Source organism: Streptomyces sp. DSM 118878, from assembly GCF_052936595.1.
Window position 1 is genome coordinate 4,008,983 of the sequence record NZ_CP193622.1, and the last position, 18,518, is coordinate 4,027,500.

16 protein-coding genes and 2 rRNA genes (1 of these 18 cut by a window edge) are annotated in these 18,518 nt (G+C 69.6%); 3 read left to right on the forward strand and 15 right to left on the reverse strand.

Annotation, left to right across the window (positions count from 1 at the left end; translation table 11 throughout):
* Positions 1–44: 44 nt before the first annotated feature.
* The 5 genes from ACRAKF_RS17710 to ACRAKF_RS17730 form a co-directional block, all read right to left on the reverse strand.
* Positions 45–1,703 (reverse strand): uroporphyrinogen-III synthase, encoded by a 1,659-nt coding sequence (locus ACRAKF_RS17710; RefSeq protein ID WP_447038131.1) that lies wholly within the window; start codon positions 1,701–1,703, stop codon positions 45–47.
* Complete coding sequence (gene hemC, locus ACRAKF_RS17715; protein ID WP_447038132.1) at positions 1,700–2,659, reverse strand: hydroxymethylbilane synthase; 960 nt, start codon at positions 2,657–2,659, stop codon at positions 1,700–1,702. Before hemC ends, ACRAKF_RS17710 begins: the two co-directional genes overlap by 4 nt.
* Positions 2,656–4,362 carry a glutamyl-tRNA reductase gene (locus ACRAKF_RS17720; protein ID WP_447038133.1) on the reverse strand — a complete coding sequence of 569 codons (1,707 nt, stop codon included), beginning with the start codon at positions 4,360–4,362 and terminating at the stop codon, positions 2,656–2,658. The genes hemC and ACRAKF_RS17720 overlap by 4 nt, the downstream gene beginning before the upstream one ends.
* Complete coding sequence (locus tag ACRAKF_RS17725; RefSeq protein ID WP_447038134.1) at positions 4,359–5,114, reverse strand: redox-sensing transcriptional repressor Rex; 756 nt, start codon at positions 5,112–5,114, stop codon at positions 4,359–4,361. The genes ACRAKF_RS17720 and ACRAKF_RS17725 overlap by 4 nt, the downstream gene beginning before the upstream one ends.
* A gap of 345 nt (positions 5,115–5,459) precedes the next feature.
* A complete protein-coding gene (locus ACRAKF_RS17730) occupies positions 5,460–5,738 on the reverse strand; it encodes a glutaredoxin family protein (protein WP_447038135.1) in 279 nt (92 codons plus the stop codon).
* Between the two features lie 139 nt (positions 5,739–5,877).
* On the opposite strand from ACRAKF_RS17730, the gene ACRAKF_RS17735 reads away from it, so the two are divergent.
* The 3 genes from ACRAKF_RS17735 (at position 5,878) to ACRAKF_RS17745 (ending at position 9,506) form a co-directional block, all read left to right on the forward strand.
* A complete protein-coding gene (locus ACRAKF_RS17735) occupies positions 5,878–6,822 on the forward strand; it encodes an HAD family hydrolase (protein WP_447038136.1) in 945 nt (314 codons plus the stop codon).
* 356 nt (positions 6,823–7,178) lie between these two features.
* Positions 7,179–7,973 (forward strand): ECF subfamily RNA polymerase sigma factor, BldN family, encoded by a 795-nt coding sequence (locus ACRAKF_RS17740; RefSeq protein WP_447038137.1) that lies wholly within the window; start codon positions 7,179–7,181, stop codon positions 7,971–7,973.
* 288 nt (positions 7,974–8,261) lie between these two features.
* Positions 8,262–9,506, forward strand: coding sequence for a DUF5667 domain-containing protein (locus tag ACRAKF_RS17745; protein ID WP_447038138.1), 1,245 nt, complete (start codon positions 8,262–8,264; stop codon positions 9,504–9,506).
* A 54-nt stretch (positions 9,507–9,560) separates the two neighbouring features.
* On the opposite strand, the gene ACRAKF_RS17750 is transcribed toward ACRAKF_RS17745, so the two are convergent.
* The 10 genes from ACRAKF_RS17750 to ACRAKF_RS17795 form a co-directional block, all read right to left on the reverse strand.
* Positions 9,561–10,616, reverse strand: a complete 1,056-nt coding sequence (locus tag ACRAKF_RS17750) for a lysophospholipid acyltransferase family protein (protein WP_447038139.1) — start codon at positions 10,614–10,616, stop codon at positions 9,561–9,563.
* Between the two features lie 14 nt (positions 10,617–10,630).
* Positions 10,631–11,680 carry an NAD-dependent epimerase/dehydratase family protein gene (locus ACRAKF_RS17755; protein WP_447038140.1) on the reverse strand — a complete coding sequence of 350 codons (1,050 nt, stop codon included), beginning with the start codon at positions 11,678–11,680 and terminating at the stop codon, positions 10,631–10,633.
* Positions 11,681–11,911: 231 nt separating this feature from the next.
* Entirely contained in the window at positions 11,912–12,010 is a 99-nt protein-coding gene (locus ACRAKF_RS17760; protein WP_003948845.1) for a 30S ribosomal protein bS22, read from the reverse strand.
* A 149-nt stretch (positions 12,011–12,159) separates the two neighbouring features.
* The gene (locus ACRAKF_RS17765) at positions 12,160–12,369 is read right to left on the reverse strand and encodes a helix-turn-helix domain-containing protein (RefSeq protein ID WP_062770509.1); all 210 of its coding nucleotides are present in this window, start codon (positions 12,367–12,369) and stop codon (positions 12,160–12,162) included.
* 132 nt (positions 12,370–12,501) lie between these two features.
* A complete protein-coding gene (locus tag ACRAKF_RS17770; protein WP_447038141.1) occupies positions 12,502–13,317 on the reverse strand; it encodes a phosphatase in 816 nt (271 codons plus the stop codon).
* A 176-nt stretch (positions 13,318–13,493) separates the two neighbouring features.
* A complete protein-coding gene (locus ACRAKF_RS17775; RefSeq protein WP_447038142.1) occupies positions 13,494–14,669 on the reverse strand; it encodes an acetoin utilization protein AcuC in 1,176 nt (391 codons plus the stop codon).
* Positions 14,638–15,894: an MFS transporter gene (locus tag ACRAKF_RS17780; RefSeq protein WP_447038143.1), complete on the reverse strand. Its 1,257-nt coding sequence runs from the start codon at positions 15,892–15,894 to the stop codon at positions 14,638–14,640. Before ACRAKF_RS17780 ends, ACRAKF_RS17775 begins: the two co-directional genes overlap by 32 nt.
* Positions 15,895–15,970: 76 nt before the next feature.
* On the reverse strand, positions 15,971–16,615 hold the full coding sequence (locus ACRAKF_RS17785; protein WP_447038144.1) for an HAD family hydrolase: 645 nt from the start codon (positions 16,613–16,615) through the stop codon (positions 15,971–15,973).
* A gap of 82 nt (positions 16,616–16,697) precedes the next feature.
* Positions 16,698–16,814, reverse strand: a 5S ribosomal RNA gene (gene rrf, locus ACRAKF_RS17790).
* Positions 16,815–16,900: 86 nt separating this feature from the next.
* A 23S ribosomal RNA gene (locus tag ACRAKF_RS17795) occupies positions 16,901–18,518 on the reverse strand; it runs 1,506 nt beyond the window's last position.

Consider the following 18,518-nt stretch of genomic DNA (forward strand, 5'->3'; position numbering starts at 1 on the left):
CCGCTGTTGTCATGGGCGGGCGGGGTGCGCCCGCCCACCCGAACCTACGGCGCCGTGCGCCGCCGCCGCGAACCGGGCCGCCGCTCGCTCGGCCGTGTCACCGGGTCCCCGGCCTCCAGGGCCGCGGCCCGCCGCTGCGAACCGAACTCGGCCAGCGCCTCGGCGAGCTTGTGGACCGAGGGCTCGGGAGCCATCACGTCCACCCGGAGCCCGTGCTCCTCGGCGGTCTTGGCCGTGGCGGGGCCGATGCAGGCGATCACCGTCACGTTGTGCGGCTTGCCCGCGATGCCGACGAGGTTGCGGACCGTGGAGGAGGAGGTGAAGAGCACGGCGTCGAAGCCGCCGCCCTTGATCGCCTCCCGCGTGTCGGCCGGCGGCGGCGAGGCGCGCACCGTCCGGTAGGCGGTCACGTCGTCGACCTCCCAGCCGAGGTCGATCAGACCCGCGACCAGCGTCTCCGTGGCGATGTCGGCCCGCGGCAGGAACACCCGGTCGATCGGGTCGAAGACCGGGTCGTACGGCGGCCAGTCCTCCAGGAGACCGGCGGCCGACTGCTCGCCGCTCGGCACCAGGTCCGGCTTGACGCCGAAGGCGATCAGCGCGGCGGCGGTCTGCTCACCGACGGCCGCGACCTTGATCCCGGCGAAGGCACGCGCGTCGAGCCCGTACTCCTCGAACTTCTCACGCACCGCCTTGACGGCGTTCACGGACGTGAAGGCGATCCACTCGTACCGTCCGGTGACGAGCCCCTTGACTGCGCGCTCCATCTGCTGGGGCGTGCGCGGCGGCTCGACCGCGATGGTCGGCACCTCGTGCGGCACGGCCCCGTAGGAGCGGAGCTGGTCGGAGAGCGAGGCGGCCTGCTCCTTCGTACGCGGTACGAGCACCCGCCAGCCGAAGAGCGGCTTCGACTCGAACCACGACAACTGGTCGCGCTGGGCGGCCGAGCTGCGCTCACCGACCACGGCTATGACCGGCCGGCCCCCCTCGGGGGAAGGCAGCACCTTCGTCTGCTTGAAGACCTGCGCGATGGTGCCGAGGGTGGCGTTCCAGGTGCGCTGGCGCGTCGTCGTGCCGCCGACGGTCACGGTCAGCGGGGTGTCGGGCTTGCGGCCCGCGGCCACCAGCTCGCCCGCGGCGGCGGCGACGGAGTCGAGCGACGTCGAGACCACCACGGTCCCGTCGGACGCGCCGACCTCGCTCCAGCAGCGGCCGGACGCCGTACGGGCGTCGATGAACCGCACGTCGGTGCCCTGCGCGTCGCGCAGCGGCACACCGGCGTACGCGGGCACGCCGACGGCCGCCGCGATGCCGGGGACGACCTCGAAGGGGATGCCCTCGGCGGCGCAGGCGAGCATCTCCTCGGCCGCGTACGTGTCGAGGCCGGGGTCGCCGCTGACCGCACGCACGACCCGCCTGCCGCCCCTCGCGGCCTCCATGACAAGATTGGCGGCAGCTCGGAAAGCCGCCGTGTCAGGGGCTGCTGACATGTCGTCAGTTGCCGTAGGCAGGGGTGTGTCCACACCTCCCCTGGCGTGCACACGGACGACGTCGAGCACATCCGGCTCGGCGATCAGCACTTCCGCTCGGGTCAGCGCCTCGACGGCGCGCAGGGTCAGCAGTCCCGGATCTCCGGGTCCGGCACCCAGGAAGGTGACGTGCCCGTGTGCGGGAATGCCGGGAAGGTTCGAGGTGGGGCTCAAAGTTCTCGCTCCCCCATCAGACCGGCCGCGCCCTTGGCAAGCATCTCGTCCGCGAGTTCACGGCCGAGCGCCAAGGCTTGGGTCTCCGTCTCGGGCACGGGACCGGTGGTGGACAGCTGCACCAGCGTCGAGCCGTCGGTCGTGCCGACGACGCCGCGCAGGCGCATCTCCTTGACAATCTGCCCGTCGGCCAGCAAGTCGGCCAGCGCGCCCACGGGCGCGCTGCAACCGGCTTCCAGGGCGGCGAGCAGGGACCGCTCGGCGCTCACGGCGACCCGTGTGTACGGGTCGTCGAGCTCGGCGAGCGCGGCGGCGAGTGACGCGTTGTGCGCGGCACACTCGATCGCCAGTGCCCCCTGGCCGGGGGCGGGCAGAACAGTGTCGACCGACAGGAAGTCGGTCACCTCGTCGATCCTGCCGACGCGGCTGAGTCCGGCGGCGGCGAGCACGACGGCGTCGAGCTTCCCGTCGCGCACGTATCCGATGCGGCTGTCGATGTTCCCGCGGATCGGCACGGTCTCTATGGTCATGCCGTGGCTGCGCGCGTAGGCGTTGAGCTGCGCCATGCGGCGCGGCGAGCCGGTGCCGACTCGGGCGCCCGCGGGCAGCTCCGGGAAGGTCAGGCCGTCGCGCGCGACGAGGATGTCGCGCGGGTCCTCGCGGACCGGCACGGCCGCGAGCACGAGCTCCTCGGGCTGCGTGGTGGGCAGGTCCTTGAGCGAGTGCACGGCGAAGTCGACCTCGTCACGGACGAGCGCCTCGCGCAGGGCGGCGACGAAGACGCCGGTGCCGCCGATCTGCGCCAGGTGCTCGCGCGAGGTGTCCCCGTACGTGGTGATCGGCACGAGCTCGACGGGACGTCCCGTCAACTGCCGTACCGCTTCGGCAACTTGGCCCGACTGGGCCATGGCCAGCGTGCTGCGCCTGGTCCCGAGCCTGAGAGCCCTCTCGGTCATGCCCGGCCTCTATTCGGGTCGTCGTTCTCGTTGTTCGTGTGGTCCGCCCTGCTGACCGCCGCGACCGTCTGCGGGTCGAGGTCGAAGAGCGTCCGCAGCGCGTCCGCGTACCCGGCGCCGCCGGGCTCACCGGCGAGCTGCTTCACCCGCACCGTCGGCGCGTGCAGCAGCTTGTCCACGACGCGGCGCACGGTCTGCGTGATCTCCGCGCGCTGCTTGTCCTCCAGGCCCGGCAGCCGTCCTTCGAGCCGGGCCATCTCACCGGCCACCACACCGGCGGCCATGGTGCGCAGGGCGACCACGGTCGGCGTGATGTGCGCGGCACGCTGTGCGGCGCCGAAGGCCGCGACCTCGTCGGAGACGATGCTCCGCACCTGCTCGACGTCGGCGGCCATGGGCGCGTCGGCCGAGGCGTCGGCGAGCGACTCGATGTCGACGAGCCGCACGCCCGGGATCCGGTGCACGGCGGCGTCGATGTCACGGGGCATGGCGAGGTCGAGCAGGGCGAGCACCGCCACGCGGGCCGCACCGGCCCAGGGCGACGGGCCGCGCCGCTCCGGCAGCCGGCCCGAGCGGTTCGCGGCCGCCACGAGCGCGGCGATCGCCTCGGCCTCGGCCTGCGGGTCGGGGGCCGTGCCCTCGCGCCGCCCGGCCGGGGCGTTGTCCACCCAGGCTCCGTGCTGCTCCAGGGAGGCGGCGTCCATCCCGGCGACGGCGGCGTCACCGGCCACGGAGAAGCCGCGAGCCGTGGAGAGGTCGAAGGGGCAGGGCTCCTCGCCCGTGTCGACGGGGCGCACGGCGGTGCCCGCCGAACCGCTCCTGGCCTGCGCGGGTACGTCACCGACGCGCGCCGTCGCGGGCACGCGGCCCGCTACGGCGGCCGAGACGACGTCCGCGGTCAGCACCAGGCCGGTCGCTCCGGTGCAGGAGACGGCGACATCGGCACGTGTCAGTTCGTCGGCGACGGCGTCCATGGGGACGGCGCGAGCCGTCATCCCGGTGGAGCCGGACTCGCCGAGGATCTCCGCGAGCCGCTCGGCGCGCTCCAGCGTGCGGTTGGCCACCACGACCTCGGTGACCCCGGCGCGCGCGAGCGTCGCCGCGGCGAGCGAGGACATGGAACCGGCGCCGATCACCAGGGCGCGCTTGCCCTTGACCCACTCCCCGACCGGCTCGCGCGCGGCGAGCTGCTCCAGGCCGAAGGTGACGAGCGACTGCCCGGCCCGGTCGATGCCGGTCTCGGAGTGCGCGCGCTTGCCGACCCGCAGGGCCTGCTGGAACAGGTCGTTGAGCAGCCGGCCCGCGGTGTGCAGCTCCTGGGCGCGCGCGAGGGTGTCCTTGATCTGCCCGAGGATCTGCCCCTCGCCCACGACCATGGAGTCGAGCCCGCACGCCACCGAGAAGAGGTGGTGGACGGCACGGTCCTCGTAGTGGACGTACAGATAGGGGGTGAGCTCTTCCAGGCTCTGGCCGCTGTGCTGCGCGAGCAGTGTCGATACTTCGGCGACGCCCGCGTGGAACTTGTCGACGTCCGCGTACAGCTCGATGCGGTTGCACGTGGCGAGCACGGCCGCCTCGGTGGCGGGCTCGGCGGCCAGAGTGTCCTGCAACAGCTTGGCCTGCGCGTCCGCGTTCAGCGCGGCCCGCTCAAGGACACTCACCGGGGCGCTGCGATGGCTCAGCCCCACGACAAGGAGGCTCATGCCGGCATCACGGCGGGGACATCCCCGTCGGGTCCCTTGCGGTGGTGCTTGGCGGCGACGGGCGGCGCGACGTCGTCGGACGCCGCGTCCTCGCCGGCCTTGCGCTGCTCGTGGAAGGCGAGGATCTGCAGCTCGATGGAGAGGTCGACCTTGCGCACGTCGACGCCGTCCGGCACGGACAGCACGGTCGGCGCGAAGTTCAGGATGGAGGTCACGCCGGCGGCGACGAGCCGCTCGCAGACCTGCTGGGCGGCGCCGGCCGGGGTGGCGATGACGCCGATCGAGACGCCGTTGTCCTCGATGATCTTCTCGAGCTCGTCGGTGTGCTGCACGGGCATGCCCGCCACGGGCTTTCCGGCCATTGCCGGGTCGGCGTCTATCAGCGCCGCGACGCGGAAACCACGCGAGGCGAAGCCGCCGTAGTTGGCCAGGGCGGCGCCGAGGTTACCGATGCCGACGATGACAACCGGCCAGTCCTGGGTGAGGCCGAGCTCACGGGAGATCTGGTACACGAGATACTCGACGTCATAGCCGACGCCGCGCGTCCCGTAGGAACCGAGGTAGGAGAAGTCCTTGCGCAGCTTCGCGGAGTTGACCCCCGCGGCGGCCGCGAGCTCCTCGGAGGAGACCGTGGGCACCGAGCGCTCCGACAGTGCGGTGAGAGCGCGGAGGTACAGCGGAAGCCTGGCGACGGTGGCCTCGGGAATTCCTCGGCTGCGGGTCGCCGGTCGGTGAGTTCGGCCAGTTGCCACGGTGCTCCTGCGGGTAGAGCGGGGCTGCAGGCGGTCACTCGTCCCCAGACCGCCCCGTCCCCTGCAGGCTATGCCTTTGTGAACGCGTGCACAAAGATGGTGTCCGTTTTGCCCGGCCAACGTGATGGGGGTCACGCGCCCCCGGCGCGCAATCGTGGAACCGGCGCGCGGGCAGCATCGTTGCTCACCTGAAGGGGGCAAAACCGCACACACTCCTCGCGATCATCACCCCCGTGAACAAAACCGCCCCAAAGCCTAGACGATTTTGCGGGTTCTTTGGACTGCCTGGTCAGTAACCACGCCCGGACGAACGACCTGCCCCGGCCGCGCGCCGGGGCCAGTGCCCTACCCCGCCAGCTCCCGGCGGAGCCGCGCCTCGTCCACGCGCCAGAAGGTGTGCTGCTCGCCGTCCACCAGAACCACCGGGATCTGCTCCCAGTACGCCCGGTGCAGCTCCTCGTCCCGCGTGATGTCCTTCTTCTCCCACGCGGCGCCGAGCTCCCCGCAGACCCTCTCGATCACCTGCTGTGCGTCATCACACAGATGACAGCCCGGCTTCCCGATCAGGGTCACCGTGCGCTCCGCGGGCTTCTTCTTCTCCGTACGACGAAAAATCGGGCTCATACCGCCATTCTCGCCCCGGCGCCCCCGCCCGGCGGGCCTCCGAGGGCGCGGCCCGCTTAACGGCCCGGTCGCGGAGAGTTCACGGCCCCCGCATCCGGCCGACTCCGGAACCACCTGACGGACTGGCTATGCTCACGGCATGGCCGCTCTCGGATGGCTCACCCCCCGTAGGCGCTCCGCCACGGCGCGGAGCGTGTTGGCAGGCGAGGCCTCGGCTGAGGCAGCACGCAAGTCCTCCCAGGAGCTGGAGGAACTCGCGGGGCGCACCACGCCCGACGAGGGCCCCGCGGAACCCGCCTTCCCCGTCGTCGGCGACGACAAGGCCGCCGCCTTCTTCGACCTCGACAACACCGTGATGCAGGGCGCCGCGATCTTCCACTTCGGCCGCGGCCTGTACAAGCGGAAGTTCTTCGAGCGCCAGGAGCTGTTCCGGTTCGCCTGGCAGCAGGCGTGGTTCAGGCTCGCCGGCGTCGAGGACCCCGAGCACATGCAGGACGCCCGCGACAGCGCGCTCTCCATCGTCAAGGGCCACCGCGTCGCCGAGCTGATGTCCATCGGCGAGGAGATCTACGACGAGTACATGGCCGAGCGCATCTGGCCCGGCACCCGCGCCCTCGCCCAGGCCCACCTCGACGCGGGCCAGAAGGTCTGGCTGGTCACCGCGGCACCGGTGGAGATCGCCACGGTCATCGCGGGACGCCTCGGCCTGACCGGCGCCCTCGGCACCGTCGCCGAGTCCGTCGGCGGCGTCTACACCGGCAAGCTCGTCGGCGAGCCCCTGCACGGCCCCGCCAAGGCGGAGGCCGTCCGCGCCCTGGCCGCCGCCGAGGGCCTGGACCTCGCCCGCTGCGCCGCGTACAGCGACTCCCACAACGACATCCCGATGCTGTCGCTGGTCGGCCACCCCTACGCGATCAACCCCGACGCCAAGCTGCGCAAGCACGCCCGCGAGCGGGACTGGCGGCTGCGGGACTACCGCACGGGCCGCAAGGCCGCGAAGGTCGGCATCCCGGCCGCCGCGGGCGTGGGCGCGGTCGCGGGCGGCACCGCCGCCGCCATCGCCCTGCACCGCCGCCGCCACTGAGCCGCCGCGGCCCGGCCGCCCTCTGACGTCGCCGCCTCCCGGCGCGCATTCCGCGGTCCTACCCCGTCCCGTTCCCCCGCAGTCACACGGGATGGACTCGGCCACAACACGCCTCGCGTGAAGACGGAATGTGAACCGAAGCGATCAATAAACGGTCACTCTCTGCTGCTCAACTGTGCGTGGATCGGTTACAGAAGCGACGTAATCGACGATTTGAGCAACTGGGTGTAGCGCTACCTGTACGAAGCGTTATTCTCCTCAGACGCATGAACGGGCCTCGCTCGTCACCGCTTGTCGTCACGACGAGTGAATGGTCCGGAACTGCACGTGATGGAAGCTCTGCCTCTGGGAGTCCCGTGTACCCACACGTCGGGGTTGACGCCTCGGGCCTGGCTACGCTGCGCGCAACGGTCATCGACCGCTTGCGCGGCTTCGTCCCCACCGCGTACGCCGTCCCCGCCGTCCCCGCATTCGCCGTCCCCGCACCCGCCGGGCCGTGCCACGCCCTGGCGGACGGCGGTGCGGCTGTCAGCAGACGGGTCCGCTCCGGCGCCGCTGCCGCCACTTCAACGACCACCCACCGCCGTCCCGCGGCGGACAGTGACAGCGCCCGCATGATGGAGCTCGTCGAACGCGCCCAGGCCGGCGAGTCCGACGCCTTCGGCCGCCTCTACGACCAGTACAGCGACACGGTCTACCGCTACATCTACTACCGCGTGGGCGGCAAGGCGACCGCCGAGGACCTCACCAGCGAGACCTTTCTGCGCGCCCTCCGCCGCATCGGCACCTTCACCTGGCAGGGCCGCGACTTCGGCGCCTGGCTGGTCACGATCGCCCGCAACCTCGTCGCCGACCACTTCAAGTCGAGCCGGTTCCGCCTCGAAGTGACCACCGGCGAGATGCTCGACGCCAACGAGGTCGAGCGCAGCCCCGAGGACTCCGTCCTGGAGCACCTGTCGAACACGGCACTGCTCGAAGCCGTCCGCCGCCTCAATCCCCAGCAGCAGGAGTGCGTGACCCTGCGCTTCCTCCAGGGCCTCTCCGTCGCCGAGACCGCGCGGGTCATGGGAAAGAACGAGGGTGCGATCAAAACCCTTCAGTACCGCGCGGTGCGCACGCTCGCGCGGCTCCTCCCGGACGACGTGCGGTAGCGCTGGGCAGCCTTCAGCGGCGGTTGACTCACTGCACGTGGCGGCCAGTTGGCTCCCACGGCCCCTTGGCGACTCTTCGCGGTCCGATCATCCTTAGTCCGTAACCCAAGTGCCGCGACGCTCGTTGTGCGGGATGCAGGCTCCCTGTGGTCGCCACCGACCGTTCCCTCCGCTCCCGAGGCGCGAGGGAAACGCCATACGCTCACTCGAACGTGTGGAAGCGGTCGGACAGGCAACCCTCAGGACCCCCTGGGGAGTCGACCGTCATGACGAGAGGAGGTGCCGCCAGTGATCGCGAACGTATCGGCCCACCGGCGGGCGAACGCCTTCGCCCAGGCCCTGGATGAACATTCCGACCAGCGCCCGGCGGCCGAGCAGTCCGAGGACTCCGCGTCCACGCCCGCGGCCGAGGAGTCCCCCGAAACCACCGCGGCCAGCGCCGGGCCGACCGAGCAGGGCCGCATGCTGGCCCTGACGGAAGGCCTCGACGCGCTGCCCAAACCCGTCTTCGACCCCGAGGTCAAGGTCGTCCAGCGCGCCCAGCTCGTGGCCGCGATGGAGGCCATGCTCCTCGACGGCAGTGCCGCGGTGCCCGAACAGCGCTCCCGCAAGGGCGCGCACCGAGCCGGCCCGCTGAACAGACTGCGGCCGCGCTCCCGTCTCTCCAAGGGCATCGCCGCCGGCGGCCTCACCGTCGGCGTCGCGGCGGGCGCCTTCGGCGGAATCGCGGCCGCCAGCTCCGACGCCCTCCCCGGCGACTCGCTGTACGGCCTCAAGCGCGGCATGGAGGACCTCAAGCTGGGCCTGGCCGACGACGGTGCCGACCGCGGCGAGATCTACCTCGACCAGGCCTCCACCCGTCTGAACGAGGCACACAGGCTCATGGAGCGAGGCCGCTCGGGCCCCTTGGACCACGAGTCCATCGGCGAGATCAGGCGAGCCCTCACCGGCATGCAGCACGACGCCAGCGAGGGTCACCGTCTGCTGCACCAGGCGTTCGAACGCGACGGGTCGCTCGACCCCATGCAGGCGCTCTCCGCCTTCTCCCGCTCGCACCGGGAGAGTTGGAGCGACCTCCAGGGCCGGCTCCCCGTCCAGCTCGGGGACATGAGCGACCAGGTGGACTCCGTGTTCGACGCCATAGAGAACGACGTCGAACCCCTGCGGGCCCGGCTCCCCCGTCTCCCGCGGAAGGACGGTCCGGGCGGCGGGACACCGCAGAGCCCCAGCCGCTCGGACGACACCGGCAGGCAGTCCTCCTCCCCCGACAGCGGTGGAAGCGGCGGCACCGGCGACACCCACGAGGAGCAGCCGTCCTCGCCCCACCGGAGTGACGGCGACGACGACGTCCTCGGCGGCAGCGTCGGCGGTCTCCTCGACCCACCGGACGAGAAGACGAGCGCCGAGCCGTCGGAGGGCAGGAGCAAACCCGGCAAGGAGACCCCGGCCAAACCGGACGTCACCCTGCCCCCGCTCCTGCCCGGCCTGCTCCCGGACCTCGGCCTCGACGCCAACGCCGACGACGAGAAGTAGCGGCCGTAGTCAGTACGTGATGGGGGCGCCCCCCACCAGGGGACGCCCCCACTTCTAGAAGAACACCGACCGTCGCTGCACGAGCAGTTTGTACAGCGAGTGCTGGATCTGCTCGCGCACCCGGTCCGTCAGGTTGAACATCAGCATCGGATCGTCCGCCGCCTCCAGCGGATAGCCGTCCGTCGGGATCGGCTCGCCGAACTGGATCGTCCACTTCGTCGGCAGCGGCATCGCCCCCAGCGGCCCGAGCCACGGGAACGTGGGCGTGATCGGGAAGTACGGGATGCCGAGCACCCGCGCCAGCGTCTTCGCGTTGCCGATCATCGGGTAGATCTCCTCGGCGCCCACGATCGAGCACGGCACGATCGGAGCGCCCGCCCGGAGCGCCGTCGACACGAAGCCGCCACGGCCGAACCGCTGGAGCTTGTAGCGCTCGCTGAACGGCTTCCCGATGCCCTTGAACCCCTCCGGCATCACCCCGACCAGCTCGCCCCGCTCCAGGAGCCGCTCGGCGTCCTCGGCGCACGCCAGGGTGTGCCCGGCCTTGCGGGCCAGTTCGTTGATCACCGGCAGCATGAAGACGAGGTCCGCGGCGAGCAGCCGCAGATGCCGGCCCTGCGGATGGTTGTCGTGCACCGCGACCTGCATCATCAGGCCGTCCAGCGGCAGCGTCCCTGAGTGGTTGGCGACGATCAGGGCCCCGCCCTCGGCAGGGATGTTCTCGACGCCCTTCACCTCCACCCGGAAGTACTTCTCGTAGACGGGGCGCAGCAGCGACATCAGGACCTGGTCGGTGAGCTCCTCGTCGTACCCGAAGTCGTCGACCTCGTACTCACCCGTCAGCCGTCGCCGCAGAAAGGCCAGGCCTCCCGCGATACGGCGGTCGAGGCCGCCGCCCCGAGGCTCCGGCGGCCTCCCCGCCGGCTCTGGACGCCCGGCCTCCGGTTCGGCGCCCTGCGCGCCCTCCTGCTGCCGTCCTGGCAGCGCCTTGACCTCGCTCACGGCCGCGGGATCACCCTTGTGGCGGGGCGTGGGCCTGCGGCGCGGGGGGCGCTGCGCCGCCGCGCGCGGCCGGTCGTCGTCGAACGGAATGACCTTGGCGTCCGCCATCGTTGGCGCTCTCCTCAGTTGGCGCATCGGTTGCCGCCCGCGAAGGGCAGCGCGGCGATCCGGTCCACTGCCCCCGCGAGGGCACCCGGCGGCAGCAGCCCGGGACCGCGGCTGCGCACGAAGTCCGCGAAGGCCTCCGCGGTGGTGTACTTCGGCTCGAAACCCAGTGTCTCGCGCATCTGCCGGGTGGCCACGACCCTGCCGTGGGTCAGCAGCCGGAGCTGCTCCGGCGAGAAGTCCGTCACGCCCATGGTCCGCAGCGCCGAGCCGACCCAGGTGACGGCCGGCAGGAGGACGGGCACGGTGGGGCGGCCGAGCCGCCGTGAGCACTGGGAGAGCAGGAGCAGGCCGTCGCCCGCGATGTTGAAGGTGCCGCTGTTGAGCGTGGAGCGCCGCGGTTCGTGCGAGGCCAGGCGGAGCACCTCGATCGCGTCGTCCTCGTGGACGAACTGGAGGCGCGGGTCGTAGCCGAACACGGTCGGCAGGACCGGCAGCGAGAAGTACTCGGCGAGCGGGGAGTCGGCCATGGGCCCGAGGATGTTGGCGAAGCGCAGTACGCAGACCGCGACGTCCGGGCGGCGGCGCGCGAAGCCGCGCACATAGCCCTCGACCTCGACGGTGTCCTTGGCGAAGCCGCCGCTCGGCAGCGACTTGGGCACCGTCGTCTCGGTGAAGACCGCGGGGTCCCTGGGCGCCGAGCCGTACACGCTGGTGCTGGACTTCACCACGAGCCGCTTCACCGTCGGCGACTTCTGGCAGGCCCCGAGGAGCTGCATGGTGCCGATGACGTTGGTCTCCTTGACCGAGCCCCGGCTGCCGCTGCCCAGCGCCGTCGCCGTGACGTCCATGTGGACGACCGTGTCCACGCCGTACTCGGCGAGGACCTTGGCGATCGCGGGCTGCCGGATGTCGGCCCGGATGAAGTCGGCGCCACCCAGATGGTGCTCGGGCGCTACCGCGTCGACGGCGATCACCCGGTCCACCTCGGGATCGCGCTGGACGCGCCGGACGAACCTTCCGCCCAGTTGCCGGGCCACTCCGGTCACGAGCACGACCTTGCCCAAGATCAGCGCCTGCCTTTCCCCAGCCCTCGCCGCGCACCAGTCCGTGTCCCGGCCCACGCTAGCCGGTCCGTGTTGCGCTGTGATGACCGCGCGCGGCGGGAAGTGACGACGGACACAGGAGCACGTACGGACCAACCGCCCCGTGCTCAAGTACCGCGTCCGGCTCCGGACATGCCGAAGCCCTCCCGCCAAAATGACGGGAGGGCTTCGGTCTCGCTGTGCAGCGGTCGCTTACTTCTTGTTGCGACGCTGAACGCGAGTGCGCTTCAGCAGCTTGCGGTGCTTCTTCTTGGCCATCCGCTTACGCCGCTTCTTGATAACAGAGCCCACGACTACCCTCGCTCACTTCTCTTCACTAAGTGCGGGGCAGCAGACTGGGCCCACACGACCTACGTCGGCCTAGCCTACCCGTCCCGGCGTGGAGGACGTAATCGAGGGTGGAGGAGCCCTTCCGGCGAGGGGCCCTGAGGCCCCCGCGCTCAGCCTGCCTCGACCCCCACATACGACTCGCGGAGGTATTCGTGCACCGCCTGCTCGGGAACCCGGAAGGACCTTCCGACCCGGATGGCGGGCAGATGACCGCTGTGCACCAAGCGGTACACGGTCATCTTGGACACTCGCATCACCGAGGCGACTTCCGCCACGGTCAGAAACTGAACCTCGTTCAGCGGCCTCTGGTTCTCAGCCATGACACCCCACCTGAACCTTCCGCACATGACGGGCACCGGCTTCCCCTTCCGGTGACTCTTCGTCGCTGCGCGCTCACTCCCCAGACTAGGGGCGGATGATGCGAGTGGGGAAGAGGAGCAGCCATCGGCCGCCTACTGTGACAGACACGCTCGATTGAGTACATAGCGAGTAAGCGGTCGGTAGTAATCAGACCGCACAGCGTCATCAAGCGGAACGACGACGGACACCCGCCCCTCGGCCTCTCCGACGAACAGCGCGGGATCATCCGTATCCGCCAGACCGATCGCCTCAAACCCCAGCTGACCTGCTCCGCAGACCCATCCGTGGTCTCCTACGACAAGCCCGGGAAGCGGTCCGCCGGCCTCCGCCGCGGCATCCAGAACCGCCCGAACCGGGAGCGGTGAGTGGGTGTGTGCGCCGGTCTCACTCCCGGCCGGCCGTGCGCCGGGTTCGCGCACCAGCGCGACTCCTTGTACGTAGTCAAGGTTGTACGTGCGTAGGCCGAACCGGGTCGTTATGTCGACACTGTTGCCCTGCGCGGGGGTGAGGACGGTGCATCCCGCCGCCGACAAGGCGTCCGCCAAAGCGGCGTAGAACCCGAGCAGCCGGTGCGGATGTCCGGTCCCGAAGAGTACGGGGAGCCGCCTTCGCGCGGCCTCCGCGAGCCGTTCCGCGAAGGCGTCGAGCGCCGTCAGGGTCCGCTCCGGATCGATGACATCGACTCCGCTGGTATACCCCGGGTCGGCGGACACCCCGCACTTTTCAGCCATGAGGCCCAGCAGATCGCCGGGGCCCCAGCGCCACTCGGGGTCGAGCCCGAGAAGTATCCGCGGGTCCCTCGCCGCGAAGAGCCGGTAGCTCCGCAGACTCTTCTCGCGGGAGGTCGCCACGGGCCCGGCCATCCGAGCCGCCAACAGATGCGCACGCAGGGCGCCGGTGCTCAACACGCTGCCGATGCTGACGCATCGAGGCCCACCCGTCGGCGAAAACCCTGAAAAGCACCCACAATTGGGCTAACGCGGTCATAATCCGCCCGAGGGTCGCCGGAGGGATGCCCGAGGGACGGCCGTGCGGCGCGCGATCGCGAGATGAAGCCCCAGGGAAGCCAGAGGGGAAGCCCCCTCTACGGCAACAATCCCCGCAGCGGAAACACCGACCGGCGAGCAGCGAGTACCGCCTGGTCGAGCCGGTCCGCCGGGTCGTAGCCCGCCTCCCAGCCCTGCCAGTCCACGGGCCACCGCCCGTCCGTCATCCGCCCCGGCGCCGGCTGTCGCGTACGCGCGTAGGCCTCCTGCCGCCAGGCCTCCGGGACCTGCGCCACCGGCTCCACGGGCCGCCCCGCGGCGATGGCGACGAGGTGCGTCCAGGAGCGCGGCACGACGTCGACCACCGCATACCCCCCGCCGCCCAGCGCGACCCAGCGCCCATCGGCGTGCTCGTGCGCCAGCTCATGACAGGCCACCTGCACGGCCCGCTGCGCGTCCAGGGATACGGCGAGGTGCGCCAGGGGGTCCTCGAAGTGCGTGTCGGCGCCGTGCTGGGTGACGAGGACCTGCGGCCGGAACTCCGCGAGCAGCTCGGGCACCACGGCGTGGAAGGCCCGCAGCCATCCGGCGTCGCCGGTCCCCGCCGGCAGCGCGACGTTCACCGCCGAGCCCTCGGCCTTGCCGCCCGCACCCGTCTCCTCCGGCCAGCCGGTCTGCGGGAACAGCGTCCGGGGGTGTTCGTGCAGCGAGACCGTCAGGACCCGCGGATCCTCCCAGAACGCGGCCTGCACCCCGTCGCCGTGGTGCACGTCGACGTCCACGTACGCCACGCGCTCCGCGCCCAGTTCGAGGAGGCGCGCGATGGCGAGCGCCGCGTCGTTGTAGATGCAGAAGCCCGAGGCGCCGCCGGGCATGGCATGGTGCAGTCCGCCCGCGAAATTGACCGCGTGCAGGGCCTCGCCGCGCCACACCGCCTCGGCAGCCCCCACGGACTGCCCGGCGATCAGCGCCGACACCTCGTGCATCCCCGCGAAGGCGGGGTCGTCCTCGGTCCCGAGCCCATACTCCCCGCGCGCGGACGCCGGGTCGGCCGACGCCGCCTTGACCGCCGCCACATAGTCCTCGCGGTGCACGAGGCGCAGCGTCGAGTCACCGGCCCGCTTGGCCGCGACCACCTCAAGCTCCTTGTCGAGCCCGAAGGCACCGACAAGACTTCGGGTCAGCCCGAGCCGGACCGGGTCCATGGGGTGACCCGGGCCGAAGTCGTAACCCGTTACTGCCTCATCCCACATCAGCTGTGCGCGGCCGCTCATGCCCGTCACCGTATCGGTCCGCTCCCGGGGCGAAGGAACGGGCGTACAACACGGTCACGAGCACCAACACCATGGGAACGAGCATCGCGCCCCGGTAGTTCCACGCGTCCCCGAGTCCGCCCACCAACGGCGAACCGATCAAAAAGCCCACATAGTTGAAAACGTTCAGTCGCGCGACGGCGGCATCCGAAGCCCCGGACCCATGCCCGCGTCCCTGCCCCTGTCCGCTTCCCTGTCTCTGCCCCTGTCCGTCGAAGGCGAGTCGGCCCGCCGCGGCGAACGTCTGCGGAACGATCACGCACAGCCCGAGCCCGACCACCGTGAACCCCGCGATCCCCGCCCACGCCCCGGGCGCCGCCGCCACGACCGCGAACCCGAGAGCCGCCACCAGGGCCCCGGCCCGCACCACCGCCACAGCCCCGAAGCGACGCACGCCCAGGTCCCCGAGCCCCCGCCCCACCAGCGTCATGACCATGTAGACGTTGTACGGAACGGTCGAGACCTCCTCCGAGCTCCCCAGCACGTCCTGCACGTACTTGGCGCTCCAGTTGGAGACCGTCGAGTCCCCGATGTACACGAACGTCATCACCAGACACAGCGGCAGCAACAGCTTGAAGCCGACACCACCGGCCTCCCCGGCCGCCGCGCCGTCTCCCGGGCCCTCCGCCTCGGCGTCGACGTACCACCGGCTCCCGACCAGCGCGGCGGGCAGCAGCACGACCACGGCCGGCAGATACGACACGAACAGCGAGAGGTCCCAGTGCGCACCCGCCCAGGCCATCGAGGCCCCCGCGATCCCGCCGAAGCTGTACGCGGCGTGGAAGCCGAGCATGATGCTGCGCCCGTACGCCCGCTGGAGGCTGACCCCGAGCATGTTCATCGACGCGTCGAGCGCCCCTACCGCGAGACCGAACGCCCCCAGTGAGAGCGCCACTTGCCACAGTTCGTCACCGGCGCCCACCCCGAGGAGCGCGAGCAGCACGACCGGCTGCGACCACCGCAGCACCACGCTCGGCGGCACCCTCCTGACGAGCTTCTCCGTGGCGACGCTCCCCACGCCGGCCAGGATGGGCACCGCCGCGAGGAAGACCGGCAGCAGCCCGTCGGATATCCCGTACCGGTCCTGGATCGCCGGGATACGCGTCACCAGCAGGGCGAAAGCCACTCCCTGGGCCAGGAAGGCGAACGCCAGCGAGGCCCTGCCGCGCCGCAGCACATCTGTCATGGCCGGGAAGCGTAGGGCCCCGCGCTACCCATGGGTAGCTGGATCACTCACCAATTTCTGCCGGGCCGGGCGTCGGTCAGGCGAGCAGAGCGGGCAGCTCTCGCAGGTCGGCGAAGAGTCCAGTGGCTCCGGCGAGCCTCTCGGCGGGCGTCATGGCGGTGAACCCGTACACGTCCATCCCCGCGGCCACGGCGGCCCGCACCCCGAGCGGGCTGTCCTCCACGACCACGCACCGCTCGGGCGCCACTCCCATGCGTTCCGCCGCGTGCAGGAAGAGATCGGGCGCCGGCTTTCCCCGCCCGACGTCCTGGGAACTGAAGACACGCTTGTCGTCGAACCACTTGTCGAGCCCGGCCTTCCGGTGCCCCACCCGAATCCGCTCATGGCTCCCGGAAGAGGCCAGACAGTAGGCGACCCCGTCCCCCGCCAGCTTCTCCAGAACCTCGACGGCCCCGTCCATGGCTTGCAGCTCCCGCTCGAAAGCGGCGAAGACCCGCCCGTGGAACACGTCGTCGAAGTCGGCGGGCAGCCGCTCCCCACTCCGCTCGAGAACCAGGTCGTGTACGCGATGAACGGCACCCCCCATGTAGTCGCGCAGGGAGTCCTCGTAACTGGTGGCATGCCCGAGCTCGGTCAGATACGCGGCAAGAATGGTGTTGGAGATCGGCTCACTGTCCACGAGGACGCCGTCATTGTCGAAGATGACCAGGTCGTATCGCATGGATCGACACTAACCGCCGGCTTTCCGGTCCGGAACGCAGAAAACCCCCGCACCATAGGTGCGGGGGTTTCCCTTAAAAGGAGTTCGGCGGCGTCCTACTCTCCCACAGGGTCCCCCCTGCAGTACCATCGGCGCTATGAGGCTTAGCTTCCGGGTTCGGAATGTAACCGGGCGTTTCCCTCATGCTATGACCACCGAAACACTATGAAACTGACAACCGCACCGCCATGTGGCATGACGGGGTTGTTCGTGGTTTCAGAACCAACACAGTGGACGCGAGCAACTGAGGACAAGCCCTCGGCCTATTAGTACCAGTCACCTCCACCCGTTACCGGGCTTCCAGATCTGGCCTATCAACCCAGTCGTCTACTGGGAGCCTTAACCCCTCAAAGGGGGTGGGAATACTCATCTCGAAGCAGGCTTCCCGCTTAGATGCTTTCAGCGGTTATCCTTTCCGAACGTAGCCAACCAGCCATGCCCTTGGCAGGACAACTGGCACACCAGAGGTTCGTCCGTCCCGGTCCTCTCGTACTAGGGACAGCCCTTCTCAATATTCCTACGCGCACAGAGGATAGGGACCGAACTGTCTCACGACGTTCTAAACCCAGCTCGCGTACCGCTTTAATGGGCGAACAGCCCAACCCTTGGGACCGACTCCAGCCCCAGGATGCGACGAGCCGACATCGAGGTGCCAAACCATCCCGTCGATATGGACTCTTGGGGAAGATCAGCCTGTTATCCCCGGGGTACCTTTTATCCGTTGAGCGACGGCGCTTCCACAAGCCACCGCCGGATCACTAGTCCCGACTTTCGTCCCTGCTCGACCCGTCGGTCTCACAGTCAAGCTCCCTTGTGCACTTACACTCAACACCTGATTACCAACCAGGCTGAGGGAACCTTTGGGCGCCTCCGTTACTCTTTAGGAGGCAACCGCCCCAGTTAAACTACCCATCAGACACTGTCCCTGATCCGGATCACGGACCGAGGTTAGACATCCAGCACGACCAGAGTGGTATTTCAACGGCGACTCCACGAACACTGGCGTGCCCGCTTCAAAGTCTCCCACCTATCCTACACAAGCCGAACCGAACACCAATATCAAACTATAGTAAAGGTCCCGGGGTCTTTCCGTCCTTCTGCGCGAAACGAGCATCTTTACTCGTAGTGCAATTTCACCGGGCCTATGGTTGAGACAGTCGAGAAGTCGTTACGCCATTCGTGCAGGTCGGAACTTACCCGACAAGGAATTTCGCTACCTTAGGATGGTTATAGTTACCACCGCCGTTTACTGGCGCTTAAGTTCTCAGCTTCGCACGCCCGAAAGCGCACTAACCGGTCCCCTTAACGTTCCAGCACCGGGCAGGCGTCAGTCCGTATACATCGCCTTACGGCTTCGCACGGACCTGTGTTTTTAGTAAACAGTCGCTTCTCGCTGGTCTCTGCGGCCACCCCCAGCTCAGAGTGCAAGACTCATCACCGGTGATGGCCCCCCTTCTCCCGAAGTTACGGGGGCATTTTGCCGAGTTCCTTAACCATAGTTCACCCGAACGCCTCGGTATTCTCTACCTGACCACCTGAGTCGGTTTAGGGTACGGGCCGCCATGAAACTCGCTAGAGGCTTTTCTCGACAGCATAGGATCATCCACTTCACCACAATCGGCTCGGCATCAGGTCTCAGCCTTAATGTGCGACGGATTTACCTATCACACGGCCTACACCCTTACCCCGGGACTACCATCGCCCGGGCTGGACTACCTTCCTGCGTCACCCCATCACTCACCTACTACCACCTTGGGTCGGCGGCTCCACCACTTCCCTTTGCCCGAAGGCTCCAGGACGGCTTCACGGCCTTAGCATTAATGGGCTCGATGTTTGACGCTTCACAGCGGGTACCGGAATATCA

Bases quoted from the DNA above. Each gene is read 5' to 3' on its own strand.
- hemC (WP_447038132.1), bottom strand. From the start codon at position 2,659: ATGACCGAGAGGGCTCTCAGGCTCGGGACCAGGCGCAGCACGCTGGCC.
- ACRAKF_RS17720 (WP_447038133.1), bottom strand. From the start codon at position 4,362: ATGAGCCTCCTTGTCGTGGGGCTGAGCCATCGCAGCGCCCCGGTGAGT.
- ACRAKF_RS17730 (WP_447038135.1), bottom strand. From the start codon at position 5,738: ATGAGCCCGATTTTTCGTCGTACGGAGAAGAAGAAGCCCGCGGAGCGC.
- ACRAKF_RS17735 (WP_447038136.1), top strand. From the start codon at position 5,878: ATGGCCGCTCTCGGATGGCTCACCCCCCGTAGGCGCTCCGCCACGGCG.
- ACRAKF_RS17750 (WP_447038139.1), bottom strand. From the start codon at position 10,616: ATGGCGGACGCCAAGGTCATTCCGTTCGACGACGACCGGCCGCGCGCG.
- ACRAKF_RS17765 (WP_062770509.1), bottom strand. From the start codon at position 12,369: ATGGCTGAGAACCAGAGGCCGCTGAACGAGGTTCAGTTTCTGACCGTG.
- ACRAKF_RS17775 (WP_447038142.1), bottom strand. From the start codon at position 14,669: ATGAGCGGCCGCGCACAGCTGATGTGGGATGAGGCAGTAACGGGTTAC.
- ACRAKF_RS17780 (WP_447038143.1), bottom strand. From the start codon at position 15,894: ATGACAGATGTGCTGCGGCGCGGCAGGGCCTCGCTGGCGTTCGCCTTC.
- ACRAKF_RS17785 (WP_447038144.1), bottom strand. From the start codon at position 16,615: ATGCGATACGACCTGGTCATCTTCGACAATGACGGCGTCCTCGTGGAC.